The organism is Ruegeria faecimaris (genome assembly GCF_900182615.1).
In the GTDB taxonomy this organism is placed as follows: Bacteria; Pseudomonadota; Alphaproteobacteria; order Rhodobacterales; family Rhodobacteraceae; genus Ruegeria; species Ruegeria faecimaris.
Map to the genome: position 1 here is coordinate 20,420 of NZ_FXTE01000017.1, position 20,268 is coordinate 40,687.

At 57.0% G+C, this 20,268-nt stretch carries 20 protein-coding genes; 5 read left to right on the forward strand and 15 right to left on the reverse strand.

The window, feature by feature from the left end; translation table 11 throughout:
* Nucleotides 1-16: 16 nt before the first annotated feature.
* Together fcl and gmd are read right to left on the reverse strand one after the other, a co-directional pair.
* Nucleotides 17-994 (reverse strand): GDP-L-fucose synthase, encoded by a 978-nt coding sequence (fcl, locus tag FN806_RS18425; protein ID WP_142639844.1) that lies wholly within the window; start codon nucleotides 992-994, stop codon nucleotides 17-19.
* Between the two features lie 10 nt (nucleotides 995-1,004).
* Complete coding sequence (gmd, locus tag FN806_RS18430) at nucleotides 1,005-2,129, reverse strand: GDP-mannose 4,6-dehydratase (RefSeq protein WP_142639846.1); 1,125 nt, start codon at nucleotides 2,127-2,129, stop codon at nucleotides 1,005-1,007.
* Between the two features lie 160 nt (nucleotides 2,130-2,289).
* On the opposite strand from gmd, the gene FN806_RS18435 reads away from it, so the two are divergent.
* Nucleotides 2,290-3,594 carry a UDP-glucose dehydrogenase family protein gene (locus tag FN806_RS18435; RefSeq protein ID WP_142639848.1) on the forward strand — a complete coding sequence of 435 codons (1,305 nt, stop codon included), beginning with the start codon at nucleotides 2,290-2,292 and terminating at the stop codon, nucleotides 3,592-3,594.
* Nucleotides 3,595-3,653: 59 nt separating this feature from the next.
* On the opposite strand, the gene FN806_RS18440 is transcribed toward FN806_RS18435, so the two are convergent.
* From FN806_RS18440 to FN806_RS18455, 4 genes are all read right to left on the reverse strand, one after another.
* Entirely contained in the window at nucleotides 3,654-4,937 is a 1,284-nt protein-coding gene (locus tag FN806_RS18440) for a TRAP transporter large permease (RefSeq protein ID WP_221929501.1), read from the reverse strand.
* Nucleotides 4,938-4,998: 61 nt separating this feature from the next.
* Nucleotides 4,999-5,535, reverse strand: coding sequence for a TRAP transporter small permease (locus FN806_RS18445; RefSeq protein WP_142639851.1), 537 nt, complete (start codon nucleotides 5,533-5,535; stop codon nucleotides 4,999-5,001).
* Nucleotides 5,536-5,627: 92 nt separating this feature from the next.
* Complete coding sequence (locus FN806_RS18450; protein ID WP_142639853.1) at nucleotides 5,628-6,680, reverse strand: TRAP transporter substrate-binding protein; 1,053 nt, start codon at nucleotides 6,678-6,680, stop codon at nucleotides 5,628-5,630.
* A gap of 23 nt (nucleotides 6,681-6,703) precedes the next feature.
* Nucleotides 6,704-7,753 carry a pyridoxal-phosphate dependent enzyme gene (locus FN806_RS18455; RefSeq protein ID WP_142639855.1) on the reverse strand — a complete coding sequence of 350 codons (1,050 nt, stop codon included), beginning with the start codon at nucleotides 7,751-7,753 and terminating at the stop codon, nucleotides 6,704-6,706.
* 125 nt (nucleotides 7,754-7,878) lie between these two features.
* Between FN806_RS18455 and FN806_RS18460 the strand changes: the two genes are divergently transcribed.
* The 4 genes from FN806_RS18460 (at nucleotide 7,879) to FN806_RS18475 (ending at nucleotide 11,512) form a co-directional block, all read left to right on the forward strand.
* Nucleotides 7,879-8,343, forward strand: a complete 465-nt coding sequence (locus FN806_RS18460) for an Lrp/AsnC family transcriptional regulator (protein WP_142639857.1) — start codon at nucleotides 7,879-7,881, stop codon at nucleotides 8,341-8,343.
* A gap of 105 nt (nucleotides 8,344-8,448) precedes the next feature.
* Complete coding sequence (locus tag FN806_RS18465) at nucleotides 8,449-9,603, forward strand: amidohydrolase (RefSeq protein WP_142639859.1); 1,155 nt, start codon at nucleotides 8,449-8,451, stop codon at nucleotides 9,601-9,603.
* On the forward strand, nucleotides 9,600-10,763 hold the full coding sequence (locus tag FN806_RS18470) for a M24 family metallopeptidase (RefSeq protein ID WP_142639861.1): 1,164 nt from the start codon (nucleotides 9,600-9,602) through the stop codon (nucleotides 10,761-10,763). Before FN806_RS18465 ends, FN806_RS18470 begins: the two co-directional genes overlap by 4 nt.
* Nucleotides 10,764-10,771: 8 nt before the next feature.
* Entirely contained in the window at nucleotides 10,772-11,512 is a 741-nt protein-coding gene (locus FN806_RS18475) for a maleate cis-trans isomerase family protein (protein WP_142639862.1), read from the forward strand.
* Between the two features lie 16 nt (nucleotides 11,513-11,528).
* Here FN806_RS18475 and FN806_RS18480 read toward each other — a convergent pair whose 3' ends face one another.
* From FN806_RS18480 to paaZ, 9 genes are all read right to left on the reverse strand, one after another.
* Nucleotides 11,529-12,290, reverse strand: a complete 762-nt coding sequence (locus FN806_RS18480; RefSeq protein WP_142639864.1) for a Phenylacetic acid catabolic protein — start codon at nucleotides 12,288-12,290, stop codon at nucleotides 11,529-11,531.
* 13 nt (nucleotides 12,291-12,303) lie between these two features.
* Nucleotides 12,304-13,377 carry a 2Fe-2S iron-sulfur cluster-binding protein gene (locus tag FN806_RS18485; protein WP_142639866.1) on the reverse strand — a complete coding sequence of 358 codons (1,074 nt, stop codon included), beginning with the start codon at nucleotides 13,375-13,377 and terminating at the stop codon, nucleotides 12,304-12,306.
* 13 nt (nucleotides 13,378-13,390) lie between these two features.
* The gene (gene paaD / locus FN806_RS18490; protein WP_142639942.1) at nucleotides 13,391-13,852 is read right to left on the reverse strand and encodes a 1,2-phenylacetyl-CoA epoxidase subunit PaaD; all 462 of its coding nucleotides are present in this window, start codon (nucleotides 13,850-13,852) and stop codon (nucleotides 13,391-13,393) included.
* A 5-nt stretch (nucleotides 13,853-13,857) separates the two neighbouring features.
* Entirely contained in the window at nucleotides 13,858-14,616 is a 759-nt protein-coding gene (gene paaC, locus FN806_RS18495) for a 1,2-phenylacetyl-CoA epoxidase subunit PaaC (RefSeq protein WP_142639868.1), read from the reverse strand.
* Nucleotides 14,616-14,900, reverse strand: a complete 285-nt coding sequence (gene paaB / locus FN806_RS18500; protein ID WP_142639870.1) for a 1,2-phenylacetyl-CoA epoxidase subunit PaaB — start codon at nucleotides 14,898-14,900, stop codon at nucleotides 14,616-14,618. The genes paaC and paaB overlap by 1 nt, the downstream gene beginning before the upstream one ends.
* 23 nt (nucleotides 14,901-14,923) lie before the next feature.
* The gene (paaA, locus tag FN806_RS18505) at nucleotides 14,924-15,901 is read right to left on the reverse strand and encodes a 1,2-phenylacetyl-CoA epoxidase subunit PaaA (protein ID WP_142639872.1); all 978 of its coding nucleotides are present in this window, start codon (nucleotides 15,899-15,901) and stop codon (nucleotides 14,924-14,926) included.
* 15 nt (nucleotides 15,902-15,916) lie between these two features.
* Complete coding sequence (gene pcaF / locus FN806_RS18510; protein ID WP_142639874.1) at nucleotides 15,917-17,119, reverse strand: 3-oxoadipyl-CoA thiolase; 1,203 nt, start codon at nucleotides 17,117-17,119, stop codon at nucleotides 15,917-15,919.
* 203 nt (nucleotides 17,120-17,322) lie between these two features.
* On the reverse strand, nucleotides 17,323-18,138 hold the full coding sequence (locus FN806_RS18515; RefSeq protein ID WP_142639875.1) for a PaaX family transcriptional regulator C-terminal domain-containing protein: 816 nt from the start codon (nucleotides 18,136-18,138) through the stop codon (nucleotides 17,323-17,325).
* Between the two features lie 49 nt (nucleotides 18,139-18,187).
* Nucleotides 18,188-20,218 (reverse strand): phenylacetic acid degradation bifunctional protein PaaZ, encoded by a 2,031-nt coding sequence (gene paaZ, locus FN806_RS18520; RefSeq protein ID WP_142639877.1) that lies wholly within the window; start codon nucleotides 20,216-20,218, stop codon nucleotides 18,188-18,190.
* Nucleotides 20,219-20,268: the final 50 nt, after the last annotated feature.

Consider the following 20,268-nt stretch of genomic DNA (forward strand, 5'->3'; position numbering starts at 1 on the left):
AGCTATGCCCAGGCGGTCATTTGGCGCGCAAATCGGTGTCTGCCTGCTCCAGAAACCACGCATAGGTCTCGCGGATACCATCTTCGAGTCCAACGCGTGCGCGCCACCCCATATCTGCCAGTCGGGACACATCCATCAACTTGCGCAGTGTCCCGTCAGGCTTGCTGACATCCTGAGTGATCTTACCCGTGAATCCGGTTGTTCCGGCCACTAGGGCCGCCAGCTCAGCGATTGAGATATCTTCGCCGCATCCCACATTGATATGGCTCAGCATCGGCTGGGTATTCGCGTCGTAGATATCGCGCGGTAAGTCGAGCACAAACAAGGACGCCTCGGCCATATCATCGACATGCAAAAACTCGCGCCGCGGTTTTCCTGTGCCCCAGATCACCACTTCTTCCAGCCCGTCGCGTTGTGCCTCGTGGAATCTGCGGATCAGGGCCGGCAGGACATGGCTGTTTTCGGGGTGAAAATTGTCTCCGGGTCCGTAAAGATTGGTCGGCATAACCGACCGGTAATCGACACCATGTTGGCGATTATAGCTTTCGCACAGCTTGATCCCGGCGATCTTCGCAACCGCATAGGGTTCGTTGGTGGGTTCCAGCACGCCGGTCAGCAAAGCGTCTTCACGCATGGGCTGAGGGACAGCCCGTGGGTAAATGCACGAACTACCCAACTGCAGCAAATGCTTTACCCCCGCTGCAAAAGCCTGATGGATCACGTTGCATTCAATCATCAGGTTTTGGTAAATGAAATCTGCGGGGTACGTGTTATTCGCGTGAATCCCACCGACCTTGGCCGCGGCTAGGATCACCATATCCGGACGCTCAGTCTGCATAAAATCACGCACGGCGGATTGGTCGGTTAGATCCAGTTCGGAATGCCTGCGCGTGATCAACTCCAGCTCTTCGCCTTCGTCCTTGCGGTTTTGCAAACGGCGCAGGATTGCGCCGCCAACCATACCACGATGCCCGGCAACATAGATCTTACGCATGAGGGCCTCCTCAGCCGTTTTCCAGGCTCATTGGCAGCTCAAACCCGTGCTCTTTCAAAAGCGCGTGACGTTTGGCCGTCTTCAGGTCTTCGGTCACCATCTCAGCGCACATTTCCTGCACGGTCAGTTCTGGTACCCAACCCAGTTTGTTCTTGGCGTTTGAGGGATCGCCCAGAAGGGTTTCGACCTCGGCCGGGCGAAAATATTGTGGGTCTATCCGCATTACGACGTCACCGGGTTTCAATCCCGGGGCTTTGTCCCCCTCGATCGAAACGACAGTCGCGGTTTCGTCAACGCCTGACCCGGTGAATTCCAGTGAAACGCCAAGCTCGGCTGCCGACCATTCAATGAACTGTCGTACCGAATACTGAACCCCGGTCGCAATCACGAAATCCTCAGGATTGTCCTGCTGCAGCATCAGCCATTGCATCCGCACATAGTCCTTCGCGTGGCCCCAATCCCGCAGACTGTCGATATTGCCCATGTACAGGCAACTTTCCAGTCCTTGCGCAATATTTGCCAAACCGCGTGTGATCTTGCGGGTAACAAAAGTTTCGCCCCGGCGCGGGCTTTCGTGGTTAAACAGGATCCCGTTACAGGCATACATGCCATAGGCCTCACGGTAATTAACCGTGATCCAGTAAGAATAGAGTTTGGCAACCGCATAAGGTGACCTTGGGTGGAACGGGGTGGTTTCGCGTTGCGGAGTCTCTTGCACCAGACCGTAGAGTTCCGAGGTCGAGGCCTGATAGAAGCGTGTCTTTTTCTCGAGCCCGAGAAAACGTATCGCTTCCAGCAAACGCAAAGTACCAATGGCATCCACATCCGCAGTGTATTCCGGGGATTCAAAACTGACGGCCACATGGGACTGTGCGCCAAGGTTATAGACCTCGTCCGGCTGCACTTCGCGAATGATTCGCGTCAGGTTAGACGTATCGCTCAGATCACCATAGTGCAGGTGCAGTTTGGGATTGGGAACGTGTGGGTCTTGATAGATGTGGTCGATGCGTTGCGTGTTGAATGAGGACGCGCGGCGCTTAATGCCGTGAACTTCATAACCTTTTTCCAACAAAAACTCGGCCAGATACGATCCGTCTTGTCCGGTAATCCCGGTGATTAATGCCGTTTTTGTCATAGTTCCGCCCTACGAAAACAAATGTGTATGATTGCCGACCCAAAAACAGCAAGAATCCCCGGAATGCAACCCAAGCACGCTGACAGGCATTGAAACCGGCGGAACTTTCTTCGAATGTGTGCGCGCCAAAGGCGGTATTTGTTAAGAAGGGTATTTTAGTATGCGTATTGCGATGATCGGAACCGGCTATGTAGGTTTGGTGTCCGGGGTATGTTTTTCCGATTTCGGCCATGATGTCATTTGCGTCGACAAGGCCGAACAGAAAATTGAGATGCTGCAGGCTGGCGAAGTCCCGATATATGAGCCCGGGCTTGACGTCCTGATGGCCAAAAACGTAGCCGCTGGTCGGCTCAGCTTTTCCACGGACCTGGCCGCAGCAGTGGATGGTGCGGATGCTGTTTTTATTGCCGTGGGCACGCCCACACGTCGCGGGGACGGTCACGCCGATCTGACTTATGTGATGGCCGCCGCAGAAGAAATTGCGCATGCGATTACGGGCTACACTGTGGTGGTAACCAAATCGACCGTTCCAGTTGGCACCAATCGCAAGGTGCATCAGGTCATTTCTGCCGCCAACCCGAAGGCCGAATTCGACGTCGCCTCGAACCCTGAATTCCTGCGCGAAGGGGCCGCCATTGATGATTTCATGCGCCCGGATCGTGTGGTTGTCGGCGTTGAATCAGACCGCGCCGCCGATGTAATGGCGGAAATATACCGCCCGCTTTACCTGCGGGACTTCCCGATCCTGACCACTGATCTGGAAAGCGCAGAGATGATCAAATACGCCGCTAACGCGTTTCTTGCGACCAAGATCACCTTTATAAATGAGATCGCAGGCCTGTGCGAACGTGTTGGCGGCGACGTGAAAGAGGTCGCCCGAGGCATCGGTCTGGATGGGCGCATTGGCAATAAATTCCTACATGCAGGTCCGGGATATGGCGGATCGTGCTTTCCAAAAGACACCGCCGCTTTGGCCCGGATCGGTCAGGAACATGCCCACCCGATGCAGATCACCGAAACCGTCATCCGGGTGAATGACGAGGTCAAGAAACGGATGATCCAGAAAATCCGAGATGTCTGCGACGACAGTTTCAATGGAAAAACGATCGCTGTTCTGGGCGTGACCTTCAAACCCAATACCGACGATATGCGTGATGCCCCCTCGTTAACTATAGTGCCTGCACTGATCGGTGGTGGGGCAACGGTGCGGGTTGTCGACCCTCAGGGGCGTTCCGAAGGTGAGGCCCTGCTGCCCGGCGTCGAATGGTGCGAAGATCCCTATGCTGCTGCTGCAGATGCGGATGTCGTTGTGCTGTTGACCGAATGGAACGAGTTCCGTGCGCTCAATCTGAGCGAACTAGCTGGCACGATGAAATCCCCCCGAATGGTCGATCTGCGCAATATCTATTCCGAACCCGCCGTCAAGAAATCCGGCTTCGATAGTTACGTCGGTATTGGGCGCTGATCTACGGATCAAGTTTGGATGGCCGATTCAAATCAACCGGCCATCCGTCATTCATTTTGTCAAAACGCCGCCAGATCCCTAAGGAATAGCGCGATACCCGGGAAGTGGATCAGCATAGCCGTCATCAGCGCCAGGATCGCGAAGAACGGCAAAGTGCCCCGGATCACCTCAAGATAAGGTCTGTTGAAAATCGCGATTGCAGTGAAGATATCGCAGCCAAACGGCGGTGTTGCTGATCCGATGGCCATCTGCAGCGTCACCATAACCCCGACAAGAACCGGATCAATCCCCGAGGCATCCACGATCGGAACGAAGATTGGCGTAAGGATGACAAGCACGACCAGCGAGTCGACGAACATACATCCCACGAAGAAGCACAGCGCGATAATGAACAGGATGTATTCCTGCGACGCGCCTTCCAGGTTCAGCGGCTCTAACAGGCCCTGTGGAATCTGTTCGAAGGAAATATACCAGGAAAACGCCTGACCGATCCCGACAAGGATGAACACAACCGCCGTAATCAATCCTGTGCTGAGAGCGGAATCCAAAACGTCGTTGAGTTTCAGTTCCCTATAAATCACGCATTCGACGATCAGCGCATAAAGCACCGAAAACGAGGCTGCTTCGGTCGGGGTCACTGCGCCGGTGTAGATACCGCCGACGATCAGGACCGGGAAACCAAGCGGCAGTATGGCCTTGCGAAACGCTGCGCGCCGCTCGGCACCGGATTTCTTTGGCACCCGCGCGATCAGATCGCCCTGCAGGACGCTGTAAAAATAGCAATAGACCGAAAACATCAGCGCCAGAACAACGCCCGGACCAATTCCTGCAATGAACAGCTCGCCCACGCTGGTATTGGCCAGCGTGCCATATAGGATCATCCCGATGCTTGGAGGGATAAGGAAGGCGATGTCGCTAGCATTGATGATCAACGCCATGACAAAACTGTCCTTGTAACCGGCCTTCAGCAGCTTTGGCCGCATGATCTGACCAATCGAAACCACGGTCGCCTGAGTCGAACCCGAAACCGAGCCGAACAATGTGCAACTGATGCAGGCCGTGATCGGCAATCCGGCTCGGCGGTGACCGACAAAGGCTTCGATCAGCCCAAGCAGATTATTGGCCGTATGACCTCTCGCCATGATATCGGCGGCGAATATGAACATCGGCACAGCGATCAGCGCGTTTGGCGAAATGCCAGTGACCATCTGCTGGATGATGACGCCAGTATCGCTTTGCGAGAAATGAACAAGGCCAATCAGCGTGGCAACCGCTAGCGGAACAACCATCGGGTAGCTGAGGAACAGCAGAACCACCATCGCCACGACCAGAGCAAAGGTGATGACATAGATATCCAACTCACCAGCTATGACATCGCCAAGGAAATCAAGGAATCCGGGCATCTCAGACTCCTACATCCACTGCGTCATTGTCCTCGACCTCGTACGAGTGCCAGATGCCGACATGAGTGACATTCATGATGAATGCGATCAGATATTGCAGGCTGGCCATAAACAGGCCGACCGGGATCACAGAGTAGATGATATAGACCGGAAACTGCAGCGCCGGGCTCAGACGGTTCAGCTCTTTGATCTCAAGCACGTAGAACACGGACTTATAGGCCAAAAAGGCCAGCAGCATGCTGGTCGTGATCGAAATCAGCGTCAGGATCACTTTCTTGGACCGACGGGACAGCGTGTCATAAACCGCCGTCATCCGAATGTTCCGACCTTTCCGAACCGCATAGGCAAATCCAAAAAAGGTCACGCTGACAATCAGAAACTGGTTCAGCTCTTCCGAGAAGAACAGGCTTTTGCCAAAGGCGTAGCGGCCAATGGCGTTAGCGGTCGAATTCACCATCATCAACAATATGGCCAGAATGATAACGAATTTCTCGATGAACTCGGTGCCCCTACTTAGGGCGACCAATGCGCTTCTCATGATTTTCCCTCCCTCGGCCCGCCAGTCAGCGTTCCGTAAATGAAAGACGCGACGCCTGGATGAGACGCCGCGCCTTTCAGTGATGTCAGCTTTTATTGCGACGCATTGCTCACCTCGTTAAGCAGGCCGTCGAGGATCTTCTGGGCTTGCGCGCGGGCCGCAGGTTTCTCGGCGTCGTCATAGGCGTTTTCGACCACATCGAAGAATGTTTCATGCAATGTGGCGCTTTGGGCTTCAAAGACAGCGCGCTCGTCCTCGGTCAGGACAATGACCTGCAGATCGGGGCGCTCTGCCTTGATCTTTTCCATGTTTTCCAAGTTGATCTTGATCTGATAGTCATGCGCAGCCTGCTCACCCTTGGCGATAGCGTTCTTGACCATTTCCTGCTGATCTGCAGGCAGGCCGTTGAACCAATCGCTGTTGGTGGAAACAGTGCCGACGTAAGGAAGCTGGCCGGGGAAGATCAGGTAATCCTGAACCTCATGCCACTTGGCGTTGTAGATGAAATAGATCGGGTTCACCATGCCATCGACGGTCTTCAACTGCAGCGCGCCATAGACCTCGCCCCAGGACAAAGGAGTCGGGTTAGCGCCAAACGCCTTGAAGGTTTCCACCGGAATGGTCGAGGTGAAGGTACGGATTTTCTGGCCTTCAAAATCCGCCGGGCTGCGGATCGCCTTGTTGGCGCCCCAGGCCATGTCGCCTTCCGAGATCATAGTGAGCAGCTTGAGGTTCACCTTCTCGAATTTCTCGCTGAGGTCTTCGTAGATGGTCGGGCTGGTGGTCAGAACCTCGCGGATCACGTCGATATCACCGCCCAGAACATAGGGAAGATCAAGAACCTGCGCCTCGGGCACATAAGACCCCAGGTGACCGGTGCCCACCGATACGAACTGGACCGTACCCTTAGATGTCAGCTCGACAATATCGTTCTCGGTACCCAACTGACCATAGTAGTAGATGCGCACTTTGATGTCGCCATTGGACTGCTCCTTGACACTTTCGGCGAAGGCCTGTGCAAAGATATCCTGTACGTCGCCTTTGTCCTCTTCCGAGGCGAATTTCCAGGTGTCCGCAAAGGCAGCAGTCGACAGACCTGCCGCGAAAACCGCCGAGGTTATCAGCTTGCTAAAAATGGATGTCATTCTGTTAGTCCTTTCTTGCCCGCTCATGCGAGCCCTTCTGAGATGATGACAAGAGGACGTAAATCCTGCGTCCTCGCCTGCTGGTTGGTTCTCTTGCACAGGGCGCCGTAACCGGCCGCGCCTGACGGCGTGGTCGCGATTCCAAGTGCTGTGACAGCTTCTGCGGCTGCCTGGCCTTCTTCTTCGGAAAGGGTTTCGTAGCTCACGCCGCAGCGCTCGAGCACATCCCAGGCCACGATCGACGGTGCCTTGCAGTCAAGCCGACCCATATTCGAATCCGGCCCATCGCTGCGGGTGGCCCGTCCGGCCAAGTGACTGGCCCGCAAACAGGACGCAGCGCCGGGTTCGACAACGATCAGTTCAGGCTGTTCCGCCCAGTTCAGACGGATCATATGCGACATTGCGGCGGCCAACCCACCGACACCGGCCTGCAGATAGACATGCGTAGGCCACTGCCCCGAAGCCTCGAACCGGGCGCGCAACTCTTCGGCGATGACGCAATAGCCCTCCATCACCAGTTTCGGAATCTCGGTGTAACCAGGCCAGGTTCCGTCGGCCAAAAGCGTGGCACCGGTGGTTTTGGCGTCAGCAATAGCGGCGGCGACGCTTTCGTCATAAACATCGCCCGAACGGACAACCTCGGCACTGAAGGTTCTAAGACGGTCGCCGAACCCTTGCGGTACGGTCTGCGCCAGATGAATTCGCGCCTTAGCACCCATCGCCCGCGCCCCAGCCGCAACGCCCATTCCGTGGTTGCCTGCACTTGCGCAGACGAATGTGTGGCCAGATGCGAATTCTCGAAAAGCGGCATCCTTCATCCGCGTGAGGGAGAGCGTTTCACCGGTATTCTCGAGCCATGCATCCTCGAGAAGGCGTGCAACCGCATAGGGCGCCCCCAAAGCTTTGAACGCGCCAAGCCCCATACGCTCTGTCTCGTTCTTGACCAGAATGCTCTGACCATCAGGCCCCGTGATTTCAGTCAGCGGCGATACAGCGTAGGTCTCTTGCCCCTGAAAAAACTCCTGCGCACGGACGAAATCCGGGGCGAAGCTTAGGTCGTCGGTCGCTGTCATGTATTTTTCATCCGCTTTTTCCATGTGCAGAGATTGTGCATGATCGACCTATTTCTATTTATCGTATTTGACCCTAATCTCGATAATATGTTTCAAACCTGCCTCTTCCATCGCGAGGATTTTTCATGAACCAACAACTTGATGATGCAGACACGGTAATCCTCAGAACCCTGCAAAGGGATTGTCGAATCGGGCTGGAACAGCTGGCGCAAGAATGCAGTCTTTCTGTTCCCTCGGTGCAGCGGCGGCTCAAGCGGTTGCGAGATTCCGGGCTGATCCTGAAAGAGGTCGCGGTGCTCAACCCGTCGCGCTTTGACTATAAGATGACCTTCATTGTTCTGGTCGAACTTGACCGGGAATCGCTTCAGCAACTCGATCTGTTCCGCAAACGCGCCAGGAACGAGCCGCAAGTTCAGCAATGCTATTATGTGACCGGTGATGCCGATTTTGTTCTTATCTGCGTCGCGCAGGACATGGAGGATTTCGAGGACCTGACCCATCGCTTGTTTTTCGATAACTCGAATGTCCGCAGATTTCGCACATCCGTCGCGATGGACCGTACAAAGATTGGTCTGGAACTTCCGATCTGAACTTGGCGCTTTTGTGCAATTTTTTCTGCTTTAGGGTCGGAAATTTGATGCGAAACACGCAGCCCTATCCTGTAAAACCGATGCAACTCACACGCGGATGAAGAAATGAGCGATTTAGAAAACCGTATGATCGCGCTTCGGCGGGATTTGCACAGGCACCCGGAACTGGGCTTTCAAGAGAAGCGAACCAAGTCGGTTGTCGCTGAACGGCTGCGCGCCCTTGGGATCGAAGTGCACGAAGGCGCAGGCGTTGTCGGTGTGCTTCGATCCGGCGGTGGCAACAAAGCCATTGGCCTGCGTGCTGACATGGATGCGCTTCCAATCACCGAAACCTCGTCCCATGACTATGTCTCTACCTCACCCGGTGTGATGCATGCTTGTGGCCACGATGGACATACAACCATGCTGCTTGGGGCGGCAGAGCGTCTGGCGAAAGAACCTACCTTTGACGGTACGGTTGTTTTTCTATTCCAGCCAAACGAAGAGCACGGCCTGGGCGCGCGCGCGATGATCGACGACGGTGTGCTAGAGCAATTTCCGGTCGAAGAAATCTATGCAATCCACAATTTGCCAGGGGCTCCAACCGGTCAGATTTCGACCCGCACCGGTATTATCTGTAACAGTGAAACCCTGTTCGAGATCACGGTTAAAGGCCAGGGCGGTCATGCCTCGATGCCACAAACCGGCGTTGATGCAATTACCGTAGGGTCCGAGATTGTGGTGGCATTGCAGACCGTGGTGGCACGAAAGCTTGCGCCCGCCTCTGGCGCGGTAGTGTCCGTGACCGAATTCCTGACGGACGGCCAGCGAAATGTCTTACCGGGCAACGCCACTCTCAAAGGAGATTTCCGCGCCAGATCGCCCGAGGACCGCAGCGCCATCGAAGGGTTCATGCGCCAGATCGCCGAGGGGATTGCGGCGGCGCATGGCATTCAGGCCTCGGTCAGCTTTGACACGCAGTTCGTCGAGACCATCAACGCCGCTGCCCCGGCCCAAGCGGTCTATCGTGCCGCCGAGGCCGCTGGGTGTGACCTGATCAAGGATCGGCAGCCGATGAGTTTTTCAGAGGATTTCGCCCAGTTTTCGACCGCCGTGCCAGGATGTTTCCTTTTGCTGGGCAATGGCGAGACCGGGCCACATGGCCAACCGCTTCATGCTTCTGACTATGATTTCAATGATGAACTGCTGCCGATCGGAGCTGAATTCTGGGTCCGATTGGTTCAGGACCGGTTGCCCCTGCGAAAGGATCAAAAGTCATGAACGCCCCACGACGTGGTTTTGACCAACAAGAATTCGCAACGCGTACCGCAGCGGCGCAGACAAAGATGGCCGAAACCGGTATGGCGGGCATATTGCTGACAACTGAACCGGATGTGCGCTATTTCAGCGGGTTCCACACGCTGTTTTGGCAAAGCCCGACTCGCCCATGGTTCCTGTTCATCCCGGCAACCGGCAAGCCCATCGCAATCATCCCTGAGATCGGCGCAGACCTTATGCGGCGAACCTGGGTCACAGATATCCGCACCTGGGGCGCACCTGCACCAAAGGATGACGGTATCGGGCTGTTGACCGATCTGCTGGCGCCGCTTGCCAGCCGCGGCGAGACTGTCGGCCTGATGAAGGGCCACGAAACCCATTTACGGATGCCCCTTGGCGATTATGAGCGGCTGTTGGCGGGCCTGAATGGGCTAAAGATCACTGACGCGACCGAGATCGTCCGAGGCTTGCGAATGGTGAAATCCGAGGCCGAGATCGAAAAACTCACCTATATCTGCGCCATCGGGTCGCGCACATTTGAGCAGGTGCCCGAAATCGCCCGCGAAGGGCAGCCGCTTGAGGATGTTTTCCGCTCCTTTCGGCGCGAAGGGCTGGCGCAGGGTGCCGATGATGTTCCGTATTTGGTCGGCGGTGCGGATACGGGCGGCTATCACGACGTCATCTCGCCCCCGTCCCGCCGACCACTGGCGCGCGGCGATGTGCTGATGCTCGACACCGGTTCCAACTGGGACGGGTATTTTTGCGACTTCGATCGGAATTGGGCCATTGGCCGCGCCGATGACGCCTCACGCCGTGCATATGATGTTCTTTGGCGCGCGACTGAGGCCGGGATCGCCGCAGCTCGCCCCGGAGCGACTTGCCGAGAATTGTTTCAAGCGATGCAGAAGGTGATCACGGAGCTCGACGATCAGGGTGGTGACGTCGGCAGGCTGGGTCATGGGCTTGGCATGCAGCTGACCGAATGGCCCTCGCACACCAGTTGGGATACAACCGAGATCACCGAAAATATGGTACTGACCCTTGAACCATCGCTTGGCTATGGCGACGGTCGGGTCATGGTGCACGAAGAGAACATCGTCATACGTGCAAGTGGGGCGGAGCTTTTGACCAAACGCGCCGCGCCTGAACTACCAATCATCTGAGGCCAATCATGAAGCTTGATTTCGAAACAGACGAAGGCATTGGCACCCGCGCCAATCTGGGTGTGATTGTTCTTGAGACTGACGAGACGTTAGAGAACGAATTCTCTCGGATCATGTGCCTAGCTGGTGTCGCGCTCTATCACAGCCGGATTCCGATGGTGCCCGAAATCCGACCCGACACACTGGCACGGATGGAACAGGACTTGCCTGCGACGGCACGGCTTTTGCCACCATCGCTCAGCTTTGATGCAATCGGATTTGGCTGTACCTCGGCCTCGACCGTGATCGGGTCCGAGAATGTGGCCAAGGTGATAAAGACGGTCTGCCCGGATGCACGTGTGACAGATCCGTTGGCGGCAATCATCGCTGCCGGTCAGCATTTAGGAGCCCGACGATTGGGCTTCGTCACCCCCTATATTCCCGAAGTTTCCGCTGGGATGCGCACAAAGCTGGAACAGGCCGGTTTCGAAATCGCAGGTTTCGGGTCGTTCGAGGAAGGAAATGATCGCGTTGTTGCGCGGATCACAGAAGGGTCGATCCTTGACGCTATTGAAAAGGTCGCGGCTCAAGCGCCCTGCGATGCTGTCATTGTCTCTTGCACGAACCTGCGATGCCTTGACGTCATTGTTCAGGCAGAAGAAAAGATCGGGATTCCAGTCATTTCCAGTAATCAGGCGCTTGCCTGGCATATGCTTCGATTGGCCGGCATTGAGGACCTCAACCCTCAGTTCGGACGGCTCTTTGGATAGAGCGTGAAGGTACCGGTCAAGCAGGCGATTTGAGGCCAAGCGTTGCCAGAGTTGCAGCCATTGTCTGGCCCCAACGGTCCTGCAATGCGCTGTTTGTGTTGCGACGCAGGCCCATTGATTTCAACAGCTCGAACCGTTTCGGGTCATCGCCGCCGAAGGACACCGCAACCCGAGGCCACCAGTAAGTGACCGAGTTCTGCATGTCGTCCGCCGCACCGTTCCCGATCAGTTTGACCGCCCCTTCCAACGCCAGCTCGCCATGATGTGCCTCGACCGGGGCGATGGATCGGAAGGCTTCGGCCAGAGGCTGATACGAGATGGTGGAATACTCGGCCAGTTGTTCGGCCACCGCGCGGCTCATCAGCAGGTTCATGACCACAGCGTCTGTCCAGCCGGACAGCGGATAGTTGAACACCGCCAGACGCATGTCATGCTCGGACCGGGTGGCCCCGATATCCGCATCCCGCGACAAGCGCATGGTCCAAGGATGGTGATTGGCATAGCGTTCGGTATCTGCGCCAAATTCGCCCATGATGCTGAGAACACAATTTGCGTGGTCTGACTTTTCCAGCACGATCTTTGCGGCGGCGATCCGTTCCTTGATCCCCGGCCCCTGATTGATGATGTCGGCAAACCCGGCAGCCCCAGCCAGTTCGCTGTCGACAAATGTCGCCATCAGCTTCATCAGCTCGGCCCGATAGCGAGGCGGCACGTTCGATGGGTTGGTCAGAACACCGCCTGCGGCCAGATAGCTGTCGAGTGTCATTGAATCGGACATATCTGCCCCCTTTCTACCGGTCGTAATCGACGACCACGCGGTCTGTTACCGGATAGGCCTGGCAGCTTAGCACATAGCCTTTTTCCACTTCGTAATCTTCCAGCGCGTGATTGGCGAGCATCTCGACCTCACCCTCAAGCACCTTGCAGCGGCAGGTCGAACAGACACCCGCCTTGCAGGCAAACGGGGCATCCATAGCGTTTGCCAGGGCCGCCTCAAGAATGGATTGGTCCTTGGGTATGGTCACGGTCTGGGTGGATCCATCCAGCGTGATCGACGCACTGCTCTGATTGCCCTGCGTACCCGTTTCTGCCGAAATTGGCTTAGCCTTGGCCCGTCCGGGCTGAGCGCTGGCGAACAGCTCGAACTTGATCTGGCTGTCATCCAGACCGTGCTCGCGCAATGCGGCGGCAATGCCCAGCATCATCGGTTCCGGGCCGCAGATAAATGCGGTGTCGACATGGTCGATATCGACCCAATGTTTAAACAACTCTGCGCATTTTTCCTGGGTTACCAAACCGGTGAACAGCTCGATCTCCTGTGAATCCGTCTCAAGAACGTGGATCACGTTGAGGCGACCCATATAGAGGTTCTTGAGGTCTTCGAGATCCTCGCGGAACATGATCGTGTTGATGCCCTTATTGGCATAGATAAGGGTAAAGCGTGATTGCGGTTCCTGTGCGAGGGTCGTTTTGAGGATCGACAGGACCGGAGTAATCCCCGAGCCCCCTGCAAAGCCCAGATATTGCTTTTCCGCACCCGCATCTATCGGAGTATGAAAGCTGCCCATCGGCGGCATGGCCTCGACGATGTCGCCGACATTCAGTTCAGAATTCGCCCAGCCGGAAAAGGCGCCGCCCTCAACCCGTTTGATGCCAACCTGCAGCACGCCTTCGTCCTTGCCCGCGCAGATCGAGTAGGACCGGCGCAGTTCTTCGCCCTCAAATTCGCGACGAAATGTCAGATATTGACCGGCGGTGAAATCGAACTGATCTACAGCGCCGTTCACAGGTTCCAGTGTCACCACCACCGCATCGCGAATGGTTTTGTGGATATCTGTGACTTTCAGGTCGTGGAAACGTGCCATCCGGTGGTCCTCCTCAGATGCACTTGAAATAGTCAAATGGTTCCAGGCAGTCGGTGCATCGCCAATGCGCCTTGCAAGGGGTCGAACCGAACTGGCTGACCTTCTCGACCGCTTTGCTGCCGCAGCGTGGACAGCGATCCGGGCCGCCTGCCGGTTGCGGCGGGGCGATGCCATAGTCTTCCAACCGGGCGCGGCCCTTTTCGCTGAGCCAGTCGGTGGTCCAGGCCGGGGCGATGCTGGTTTCGATCTGCACGTCACTGATCCCGCGATCGTGCAAGGCGGTTTCGATATCCAGGCTGATAATGGATGTTGCCGGACAGCCGGAATAGGTTGGAGTGACCGTCACCTTCAACGTCTCGTCCTGCCACTGCACATCGCGCACAATGCCAAGATCGACCACCGAAATCACCGGAATTTCAGGGTCAGGAACAGCATCCAGCCATTCCCAGATTTGTTTGGTCGATGCCCGATCCATCGGCGTTACCAGCTTGCTTCGGGATAGGCGCGTTGCAGCCACTGCATCTGTGTCAACAGATGACCCAGATGTTCCGTATGCATCCGCCCGTCACGCCCACCTTTATGGGCAAACGCGCCTTCCGGGATCGTCAAGGTCGCCTCGGACAGGATCCGCTGCACTAAAGCGTCAAACTCCGCGCGCAGATCCGCGGGGTTCGGCGCAATGCCCGCCGCGACCATCTCGACGTCAACTTCGTCGCTGGTGAACATCTCGCCGACATACGGCCACAGGTAGTCCAGAGCCGACTGCATCCGGGCGTGGCTTTCCGCTGTTCCGTCCCCCAGACCAACCACCGTGTCGCCCGAGCGTTCCAGGTGATATGCCACCTCTTTGCTGGCTTTCGCGGTAATCGCCGCGACACGGTCATCCGTAGAGTTGAGCAAGCGTCCCAGCATGATGGAATGCCATGCATCGAACAGGAACTGGCGCATCAGGGTCCGGCCAAAATCCCCATTGGGAACCTCGACCAGCAGCACATTGCGGAAATCCCAGGCATCGCGCAGGAAGGCCAGATCGTCAGCAGTTTTGCCGCCTTGGATTTCCCCCGCCAGACCCAACCACATCTGAGTCTGCCCGATCAGGTCCAAGGCCGTGTTGGCCAGTGCGATATCCTCTTCCAGCACCGGCGCATGGCCGCACCATTCGCTGACGCGATGGCCAAGGACCAGGTCGTTGTCGCCCATCCGTAGAAGGAATTGTACAAATGCCGTGTCCCGGTCCATCACATGGCCCCCACTTCATCGGGGATGTCGAAAAAGGTCGGGTGACGATAGACCTTGCTTTCGCTGGGCTCGTATAATGGGCCCTTGTCGCTGGGCGAGGAGGCCGAGATATTATTCGCCTCGACCACCCAGATCGACACACCTTCGTTGCGGCGGGTATAGACATCGCGCGCGTTCTTGATGGCCATCTCCGCGTCAGGGGCATGCAACGAGCCGACGTGACGGTGACTCATACCATGCTGACCGCGGATAAAGACTTCCCACAGGGGCCATTCGTTTTTCATCGGGTTTCCTCCTCAGGGTCGACTTATTCGGCAGCCACTGTGCCAGAGCGTTTCTTTTCGGCATGGGCCATCAGCCCGGCGCGCACCCATTTGCCGTCGTCCCAGGCTTGGTTTCGGGCGGCCAGCCGGTCGGTGTTGCAGGGGCCATTGCCACTAATGACATCGAAGAACTCGGACCAGTCAGGTTCTGAGAAATCATAATGGCCGCGATCGTCGTTCCAATTCAGCTTTGGGTCAGGGATGGTCAGGCCCAGATACTCGGCCTGTGGCACAGTCTGATCGACGAATTTCTGACGCAGCTCGTCATTGGTGTTCATCTTGATCTTCCATTTCATCGACTGCGTCGAATGCACCGAGTCCTTGTCGGACGGTCCAAACATCATCAGCGATGGGTACCAAAAGCGGTTCAAAGCGTCCTGCGCCATTCGTTTCTGGTCCGGCGTGCCTCCGGCCATCTTGCGGATGGCGTCATAGCCCTGACGCTGATGAAAGCTCTCTTCTTTGCAGATGCGGATCATGGCGCGTGAATAGGGACCGTAAGACGTGCGCTGCAACGGCACCTGGTTCATGATCGCGGCGCCATCCACCAGCCAGCCAACGGCACCAACATCTGCCCAGTTCAGGGTGGGATAGTTGAAGATGGACGAGTATTTCATGCGCCCGTCCAGCAGCATTTCGGTGATCTCATCCCGGCTGACACCCAGTGTTTCGGCGGCGCAGTAAAGGTACAGACCGTGACCGGCCTCGTCCTGAACTTTTGCCAACAGGATCGCCTTGCGTTCCAGTGTGGGTGCCCGCGTGATCCAGTTCGCCTCGGGCAGTTGCCCAACGATTTCGGAATGGGCGTGCTGGCCGATCTGGCGGATCAGCGTCTTGCGATAGCCTTCGGGCATCCAATCCTTGGGTTCGATCTTTTCGTCAGCGTCTATGCGCGACTGAAAGGCAGCAAGCTTTGCAGGATCTTCCTGTGTCGCCTCGGACTTAACCATCTGAGCATACATGTCCCGTCATCTCCCCTATACGCGTTCAAGAATAAGCGCTGCGCCCTGACCGACGCCGACACACATGGTGCACAGCGCGTATCGCCCGCCCGTGCGCCGCAACTGATAGGCCGCGGTCATAACCAACCTTGCGCCGGACATGCCCAACGGGTGGCCAATGGCAATCGCGCCCCCATTCGGGTTCACCTGTGGCGCGTCGTCTGGCAGGCCCAGTTCGCGCAGTGTCGCCAGACCCTGTGACGCGAAGGCCTCATTCAACTCTATCACGTCCATTTGCTCGATGCTCAGCCCGGCGCGGGCCAAAATTTTGCGGCTAGCCGGAACCGGGCCAATGCCCATGACACGCGGCTCAACCCCGGCGACAGACATGCCCACGACCCGGGCGATCGGGGTCAGGCCGTTCTTTGACGCTGCCGCCTCATTGGCCATCAAAATGGCCGCAGCGCCGTCATTGACGCCCGAGGCGTTGCCAGCGGTCACCGTCTTATCCGGCCCGTTGACACCTTTGAGACCGGACAGCTTGTCCACGGTCACATCCGGGCGCGGATGTTCATCCGTATCGACAATGATCGGATCGCCCTTGCGTTGCGGGATCGTGACCGGGGTGATTTCATCCCGGAACAGACCTGCCTCGTGCGCGGTGGCCCATCGGGCCTGACTGCGCGCCGCAAAAGCATCTTGGTCATCGCGGCTGATACCAAAGTCTTCGGCCACATTGTCGGCCGTTTGCGGCATCGAGTCGATGCCATAGGCCTGTTTCATCTTCGGGTTCACAAAGCGCCAGCCGATCGTCGTATCATAGACCGCATTGCTGCGGGTAAAGGCCGAGGTCGCCTTGGGCATCACAAAGGGCGCCCGCGACATGCTTTCGACGCCGCCGGCCACAGCCAGATCATAATCGCCCGCCTTGATGCCCCGCGCCGCCATTCCAACCGCATCCATTCCACTGGCGCACAATCGGTTCACTGTTGTTCCGGGCACATCAACCGGCAATCCAGCCAACAAGGCCGCCATCCGCGCCACATTGCGGTTGCTTTCACCCGCCTGATTTGCATCGCCATAGATCACATCATCAACGCTGGCCCAATCAACCTGCGGGTTGCGCTCTTTCAGGGCGGCCAATGGAATCGCGGCCAGATCATCTGTCCTGACTGACGACAAAGCCCCCCCATATCGCCCAATCGGAGTGCGCGTCGCGTCGCAAATGAATGCGTCCATCACTTAATTCTCCTGTAGGTGCTGATCCGTATCATTGACCGCATGGTCGGTTTTTAGGGCGTCCATCGATTCGAGGCAAGCTTTATGTTACGAGTTCTTTTACTTTTTTAGTTTTTATGTAACATTTAGCGCGAGAGAAACGCCTGCAATGATCGCCGAATGACCAGCATCGGGCGGATCAGATAGGTGACGCTAAAGAAAACCTAGCTGTCCAGCTCGGCTTCCAAGGATGTTAAATCCGGGCGCGGCAGTTTTTCCAACAACTGAGATACAGCCGCCCGGCATGCAGGGCCTTTCCAGTCAGCGGGCAGAAACGCTGCAGGAAAGGCGGGATGGCGCAGAACAATACGGCGCCAATTATGCACGATCAGGACACGCAGAATGGCCGTCTTCATCGGGTCGCCCGCCCCCTCGGGCGGCATCTCTTGGCCGATGATCTGTGTCGATCTCAAGAACTGATCATAGGCGGTTTTCAACGCCTCTGGCCCGCAGAGATCCCGAAGCCAGCCAGGAACAGAGATAGCGCTGCTTTCCACGCCCATCAGCTCTTCAAGACCCGCCGGAACCTGACCCGGAGCCATCGACGTTGCGGGATTGAGAGAGATGTAGTCCCCAGTCAGCATCAGGTCAGCCAATTCTTTGCGCGATGAGTCCGAATTGCTGGCGATAAGTACATGCCAGAGGCCGGGTTCCGGCGCTTCCTTGGCATAGATACGCGGTGCGGCGGTCACACTCTGATGACGGCCAAACGCGGTCAGGCGGTGAAAGCTGCTGCGCCCTTTGCGGGTGCTTTCAATCCAGCCATCCTTGCGCAGCCGATGCAGGGCAACACGCGTGGCTTCGGCCTTGATCCCGGCAAGGCTGGTCAGTGCGGTGATCACCGCACCACTTATCTGATCTGTTTCTTCCTGCGCCAGATCACCGAATATCGTCACCAGCACTGACCACACCCGTTGCGTACCCTCAGAGGTCAGATGGCTAACGCAGGTTTCAAACCAATCAGGGGCTGAATCTTTCATACGGCAAGTATAATCGGGCCAGATCGAATTACCATCCGGCCCAAGAATCTTAGTAGGCCACCATGGTCAGCAGCTCATATTCGGCCACAGGCTCATCATCCTGTTGGGTCAGGGTGACATGCCAGCGCACCTCGCCATATTCATCATTGCGGCGGGTTTTCTTTTTGACCGTCAGGCGCACCTTGATGCTGTCGCCTGCCTCTACCGGTTTCATAAAGCGCAGGTTATCGAGCCCAGTATTGGCCAGGACCGGCCCCTCGTTCGGTTCCACAAAAAGACCCGCCGCGAAAGACAGCAAAAGATATCCATGCGCGACCCGGCCCGGAAAGAACGGGTTACGCTCAGCTGCGGCCTGATCCATATGGGCATAGAAGGTGTCGCCGGTGAATTCGGCGAAATGTTCAATGTCTTCCATGGTCACGGTCCGCGGTGCGGTGTGGATCGTCTCACCAATGGCCAGATCGTGATAGCGGCGTGTAAATGGATGGGCTGGCGCACTGACCTCGGCTGCACCCGGCACCCATCTCTCGCCAATAGCTGTCAATATGTCCGGCGATCCTTGAATCGCCGTACGTTGCATATAATGCATCACACCGCGCACACCGCCCATTTCCTCGCCACCGCCAGCACGGCCGGGACCGCCATGGACCATATGCGGCAAAGGAGAGCCATGGCCTGTGGATTCTTTCATCGAGTCTCGGTTGTTGAAATAGAGCCGCCCATGATAGGCCCCTGCCCCCATAACAAATTTGCGGGCAACATCAGCATCATGTGTGATGACTGAGGCCACCAGAGACCCCTGCCCTCGGTTCGCCAGCTCAATCGCGTGGTCGGCATCGCGATAGCCCATGATTGTACTGACGGGACCAAAGGCTTCGGTATCATGCACACGTTGCGCGGCATCGGGATCGCTGCAATGGAACAGCATCGGTGGCAGAAAGGCGCCCTTATCTGCATCGGCCCCATCGACCACGAAGTCGTCCGGATTGCCAAAGACGCACTCGGCCTCGTGCCCAATAATCGCGGCCTTCTCCAAAACATCGCGCTTCTGACTGGCCGAGACCAGCGCACCCATTCGGGTGGTTTCCAGTTTCGGATCCCCAATGGTGGTCTTTGCCAAACGCGCGGACAGCGCCTCAATAACGGCCTGCACATGCGGCTCGGGCGCGATGATCCTGCGGATGGCAGTGCATTTCTGACCCGCTTTGGTGGTCATCTCGCGCTGAACCTCTTTGACGAACAGATCGAATTCGGGCGTTCCCGGCGCAGCATCAGGACCCAGGACCGAGCAGTTCAAGCTGTCCTGTTCCGCCACGAACCGGACCGAATTCTCCAGGATTACGGGGTTCGCGCGCAGCTTCAGCGCCGTATCCGCCGAGCCTGTAAAGCTGACCACATCCTGCATGGTCAGGCGATCGAGCATGTCGCCCAGCCCGCCTGACACCAGTTGCAATGCACCGTTGGGCAATATGCCCGACTCGAGCATCAGCCGAACGCACAGCTCGGTCACATAGCAGGAATTTGTGGCCGGTTTGACGATAGCCGGAACCCCCGCCAGAAGAGTCGGAGCCAGCTTTTCCAGCATGCCCCAGACCGGAAAGTTGAAAGCGTTGATATGGATCGCAACACCTTTCAACGGGGTGCAGATATGTTGCCCCAGAAAGGTGCCATTGCGCGAAAGCTGCTCGACCTCGCCGTCGAGATAGACATGCCCGTCCGGCATCTCGCGCCGCCCTTTTGAGGCAAAGACGAACATCGTGCCAATACCGCCGTCAATGTCGATCAGATGATCCGCCTGGGTTGCGCCGGTATTGAAGGACAGATCGTACATCGCCTGCTTGTGCTTGCCCAGATGAACAGACAGCGCCTTGAGCATCTTGGCCCGCTGGTGAAACGTCATCTTGCGCAGCGCAGGACCACCAACATTGCGCGCATGATCCAGCATTCCCTGAACGTCCAAGGCGTTGTTTCCGGCTGTTGCGATCACCTCTCCCGTCACCGCGCTTGCGATGTTGCGGGCACCTGCCCCCGGCGCAATCCACTCGCCCGCAGCAAAACTGGAAATCTGTTGGATCGTCATAGGTTTCTCCTTACTCGCGGCAGGGCTAGCGCGCGGGGCATTTGCGATAT

What these genes read in the sequence shown, in the direction of transcription:
- fcl (WP_142639844.1), bottom strand. Translation starts at nt 994, where the DNA reads ATGCGTAAGATCTATGTTGCCGGGCATCGTGGTATGGTTGGCGGCGCA.
- gmd (WP_142639846.1), bottom strand. Translation starts at nt 2,129, where the DNA reads ATGACAAAAACGGCATTAATCACCGGGATTACCGGACAAGACGGATCG.
- FN806_RS18435 (WP_142639848.1), top strand. Translation starts at nt 2,290, where the DNA reads ATGCGTATTGCGATGATCGGAACCGGCTATGTAGGTTTGGTGTCCGGG.
- FN806_RS18445 (WP_142639851.1), bottom strand. Translation starts at nt 5,535, where the DNA reads ATGAGAAGCGCATTGGTCGCCCTAAGTAGGGGCACCGAGTTCATCGAG.
- FN806_RS18450 (WP_142639853.1), bottom strand. Translation starts at nt 6,680, where the DNA reads ATGACATCCATTTTTAGCAAGCTGATAACCTCGGCGGTTTTCGCGGCA.
- FN806_RS18455 (WP_142639855.1), bottom strand. Translation starts at nt 7,753, where the DNA reads ATGACAGCGACCGACGACCTAAGCTTCGCCCCGGATTTCGTCCGTGCG.
- FN806_RS18460 (WP_142639857.1), top strand. Translation starts at nt 7,879, where the DNA reads ATGAACCAACAACTTGATGATGCAGACACGGTAATCCTCAGAACCCTG.
- FN806_RS18465 (WP_142639859.1), top strand. Translation starts at nt 8,449, where the DNA reads ATGAGCGATTTAGAAAACCGTATGATCGCGCTTCGGCGGGATTTGCAC.
- FN806_RS18470 (WP_142639861.1), top strand. Translation starts at nt 9,600, where the DNA reads ATGAACGCCCCACGACGTGGTTTTGACCAACAAGAATTCGCAACGCGT.
- FN806_RS18475 (WP_142639862.1), top strand. Translation starts at nt 10,772, where the DNA reads ATGAAGCTTGATTTCGAAACAGACGAAGGCATTGGCACCCGCGCCAAT.
- FN806_RS18480 (WP_142639864.1), bottom strand. Translation starts at nt 12,290, where the DNA reads ATGTCCGATTCAATGACACTCGACAGCTATCTGGCCGCAGGCGGTGTT.
- FN806_RS18485 (WP_142639866.1), bottom strand. Translation starts at nt 13,377, where the DNA reads ATGGCACGTTTCCACGACCTGAAAGTCACAGATATCCACAAAACCATT.
- paaD (WP_142639942.1), bottom strand. Translation starts at nt 13,852, where the DNA reads ATGGATCGGGCATCGACCAAACAAATCTGGGAATGGCTGGATGCTGTT.
- paaC (WP_142639868.1), bottom strand. Translation starts at nt 14,616, where the DNA reads ATGGACCGGGACACGGCATTTGTACAATTCCTTCTACGGATGGGCGAC.
- paaB (WP_142639870.1), bottom strand. Translation starts at nt 14,900, where the DNA reads ATGAAAAACGAATGGCCCCTGTGGGAAGTCTTTATCCGCGGTCAGCAT.
- paaA (WP_142639872.1), bottom strand. Translation starts at nt 15,901, where the DNA reads ATGTATGCTCAGATGGTTAAGTCCGAGGCGACACAGGAAGATCCTGCA.
- pcaF (WP_142639874.1), bottom strand. Translation starts at nt 17,119, where the DNA reads ATGGACGCATTCATTTGCGACGCGACGCGCACTCCGATTGGGCGATAT.
- FN806_RS18515 (WP_142639875.1), bottom strand. Translation starts at nt 18,138, where the DNA reads ATGAAAGATTCAGCCCCTGATTGGTTTGAAACCTGCGTTAGCCATCTG.
- paaZ (WP_142639877.1), bottom strand. Translation starts at nt 20,218, where the DNA reads ATGACGATCCAACAGATTTCCAGTTTTGCTGCGGGCGAGTGGATTGCG.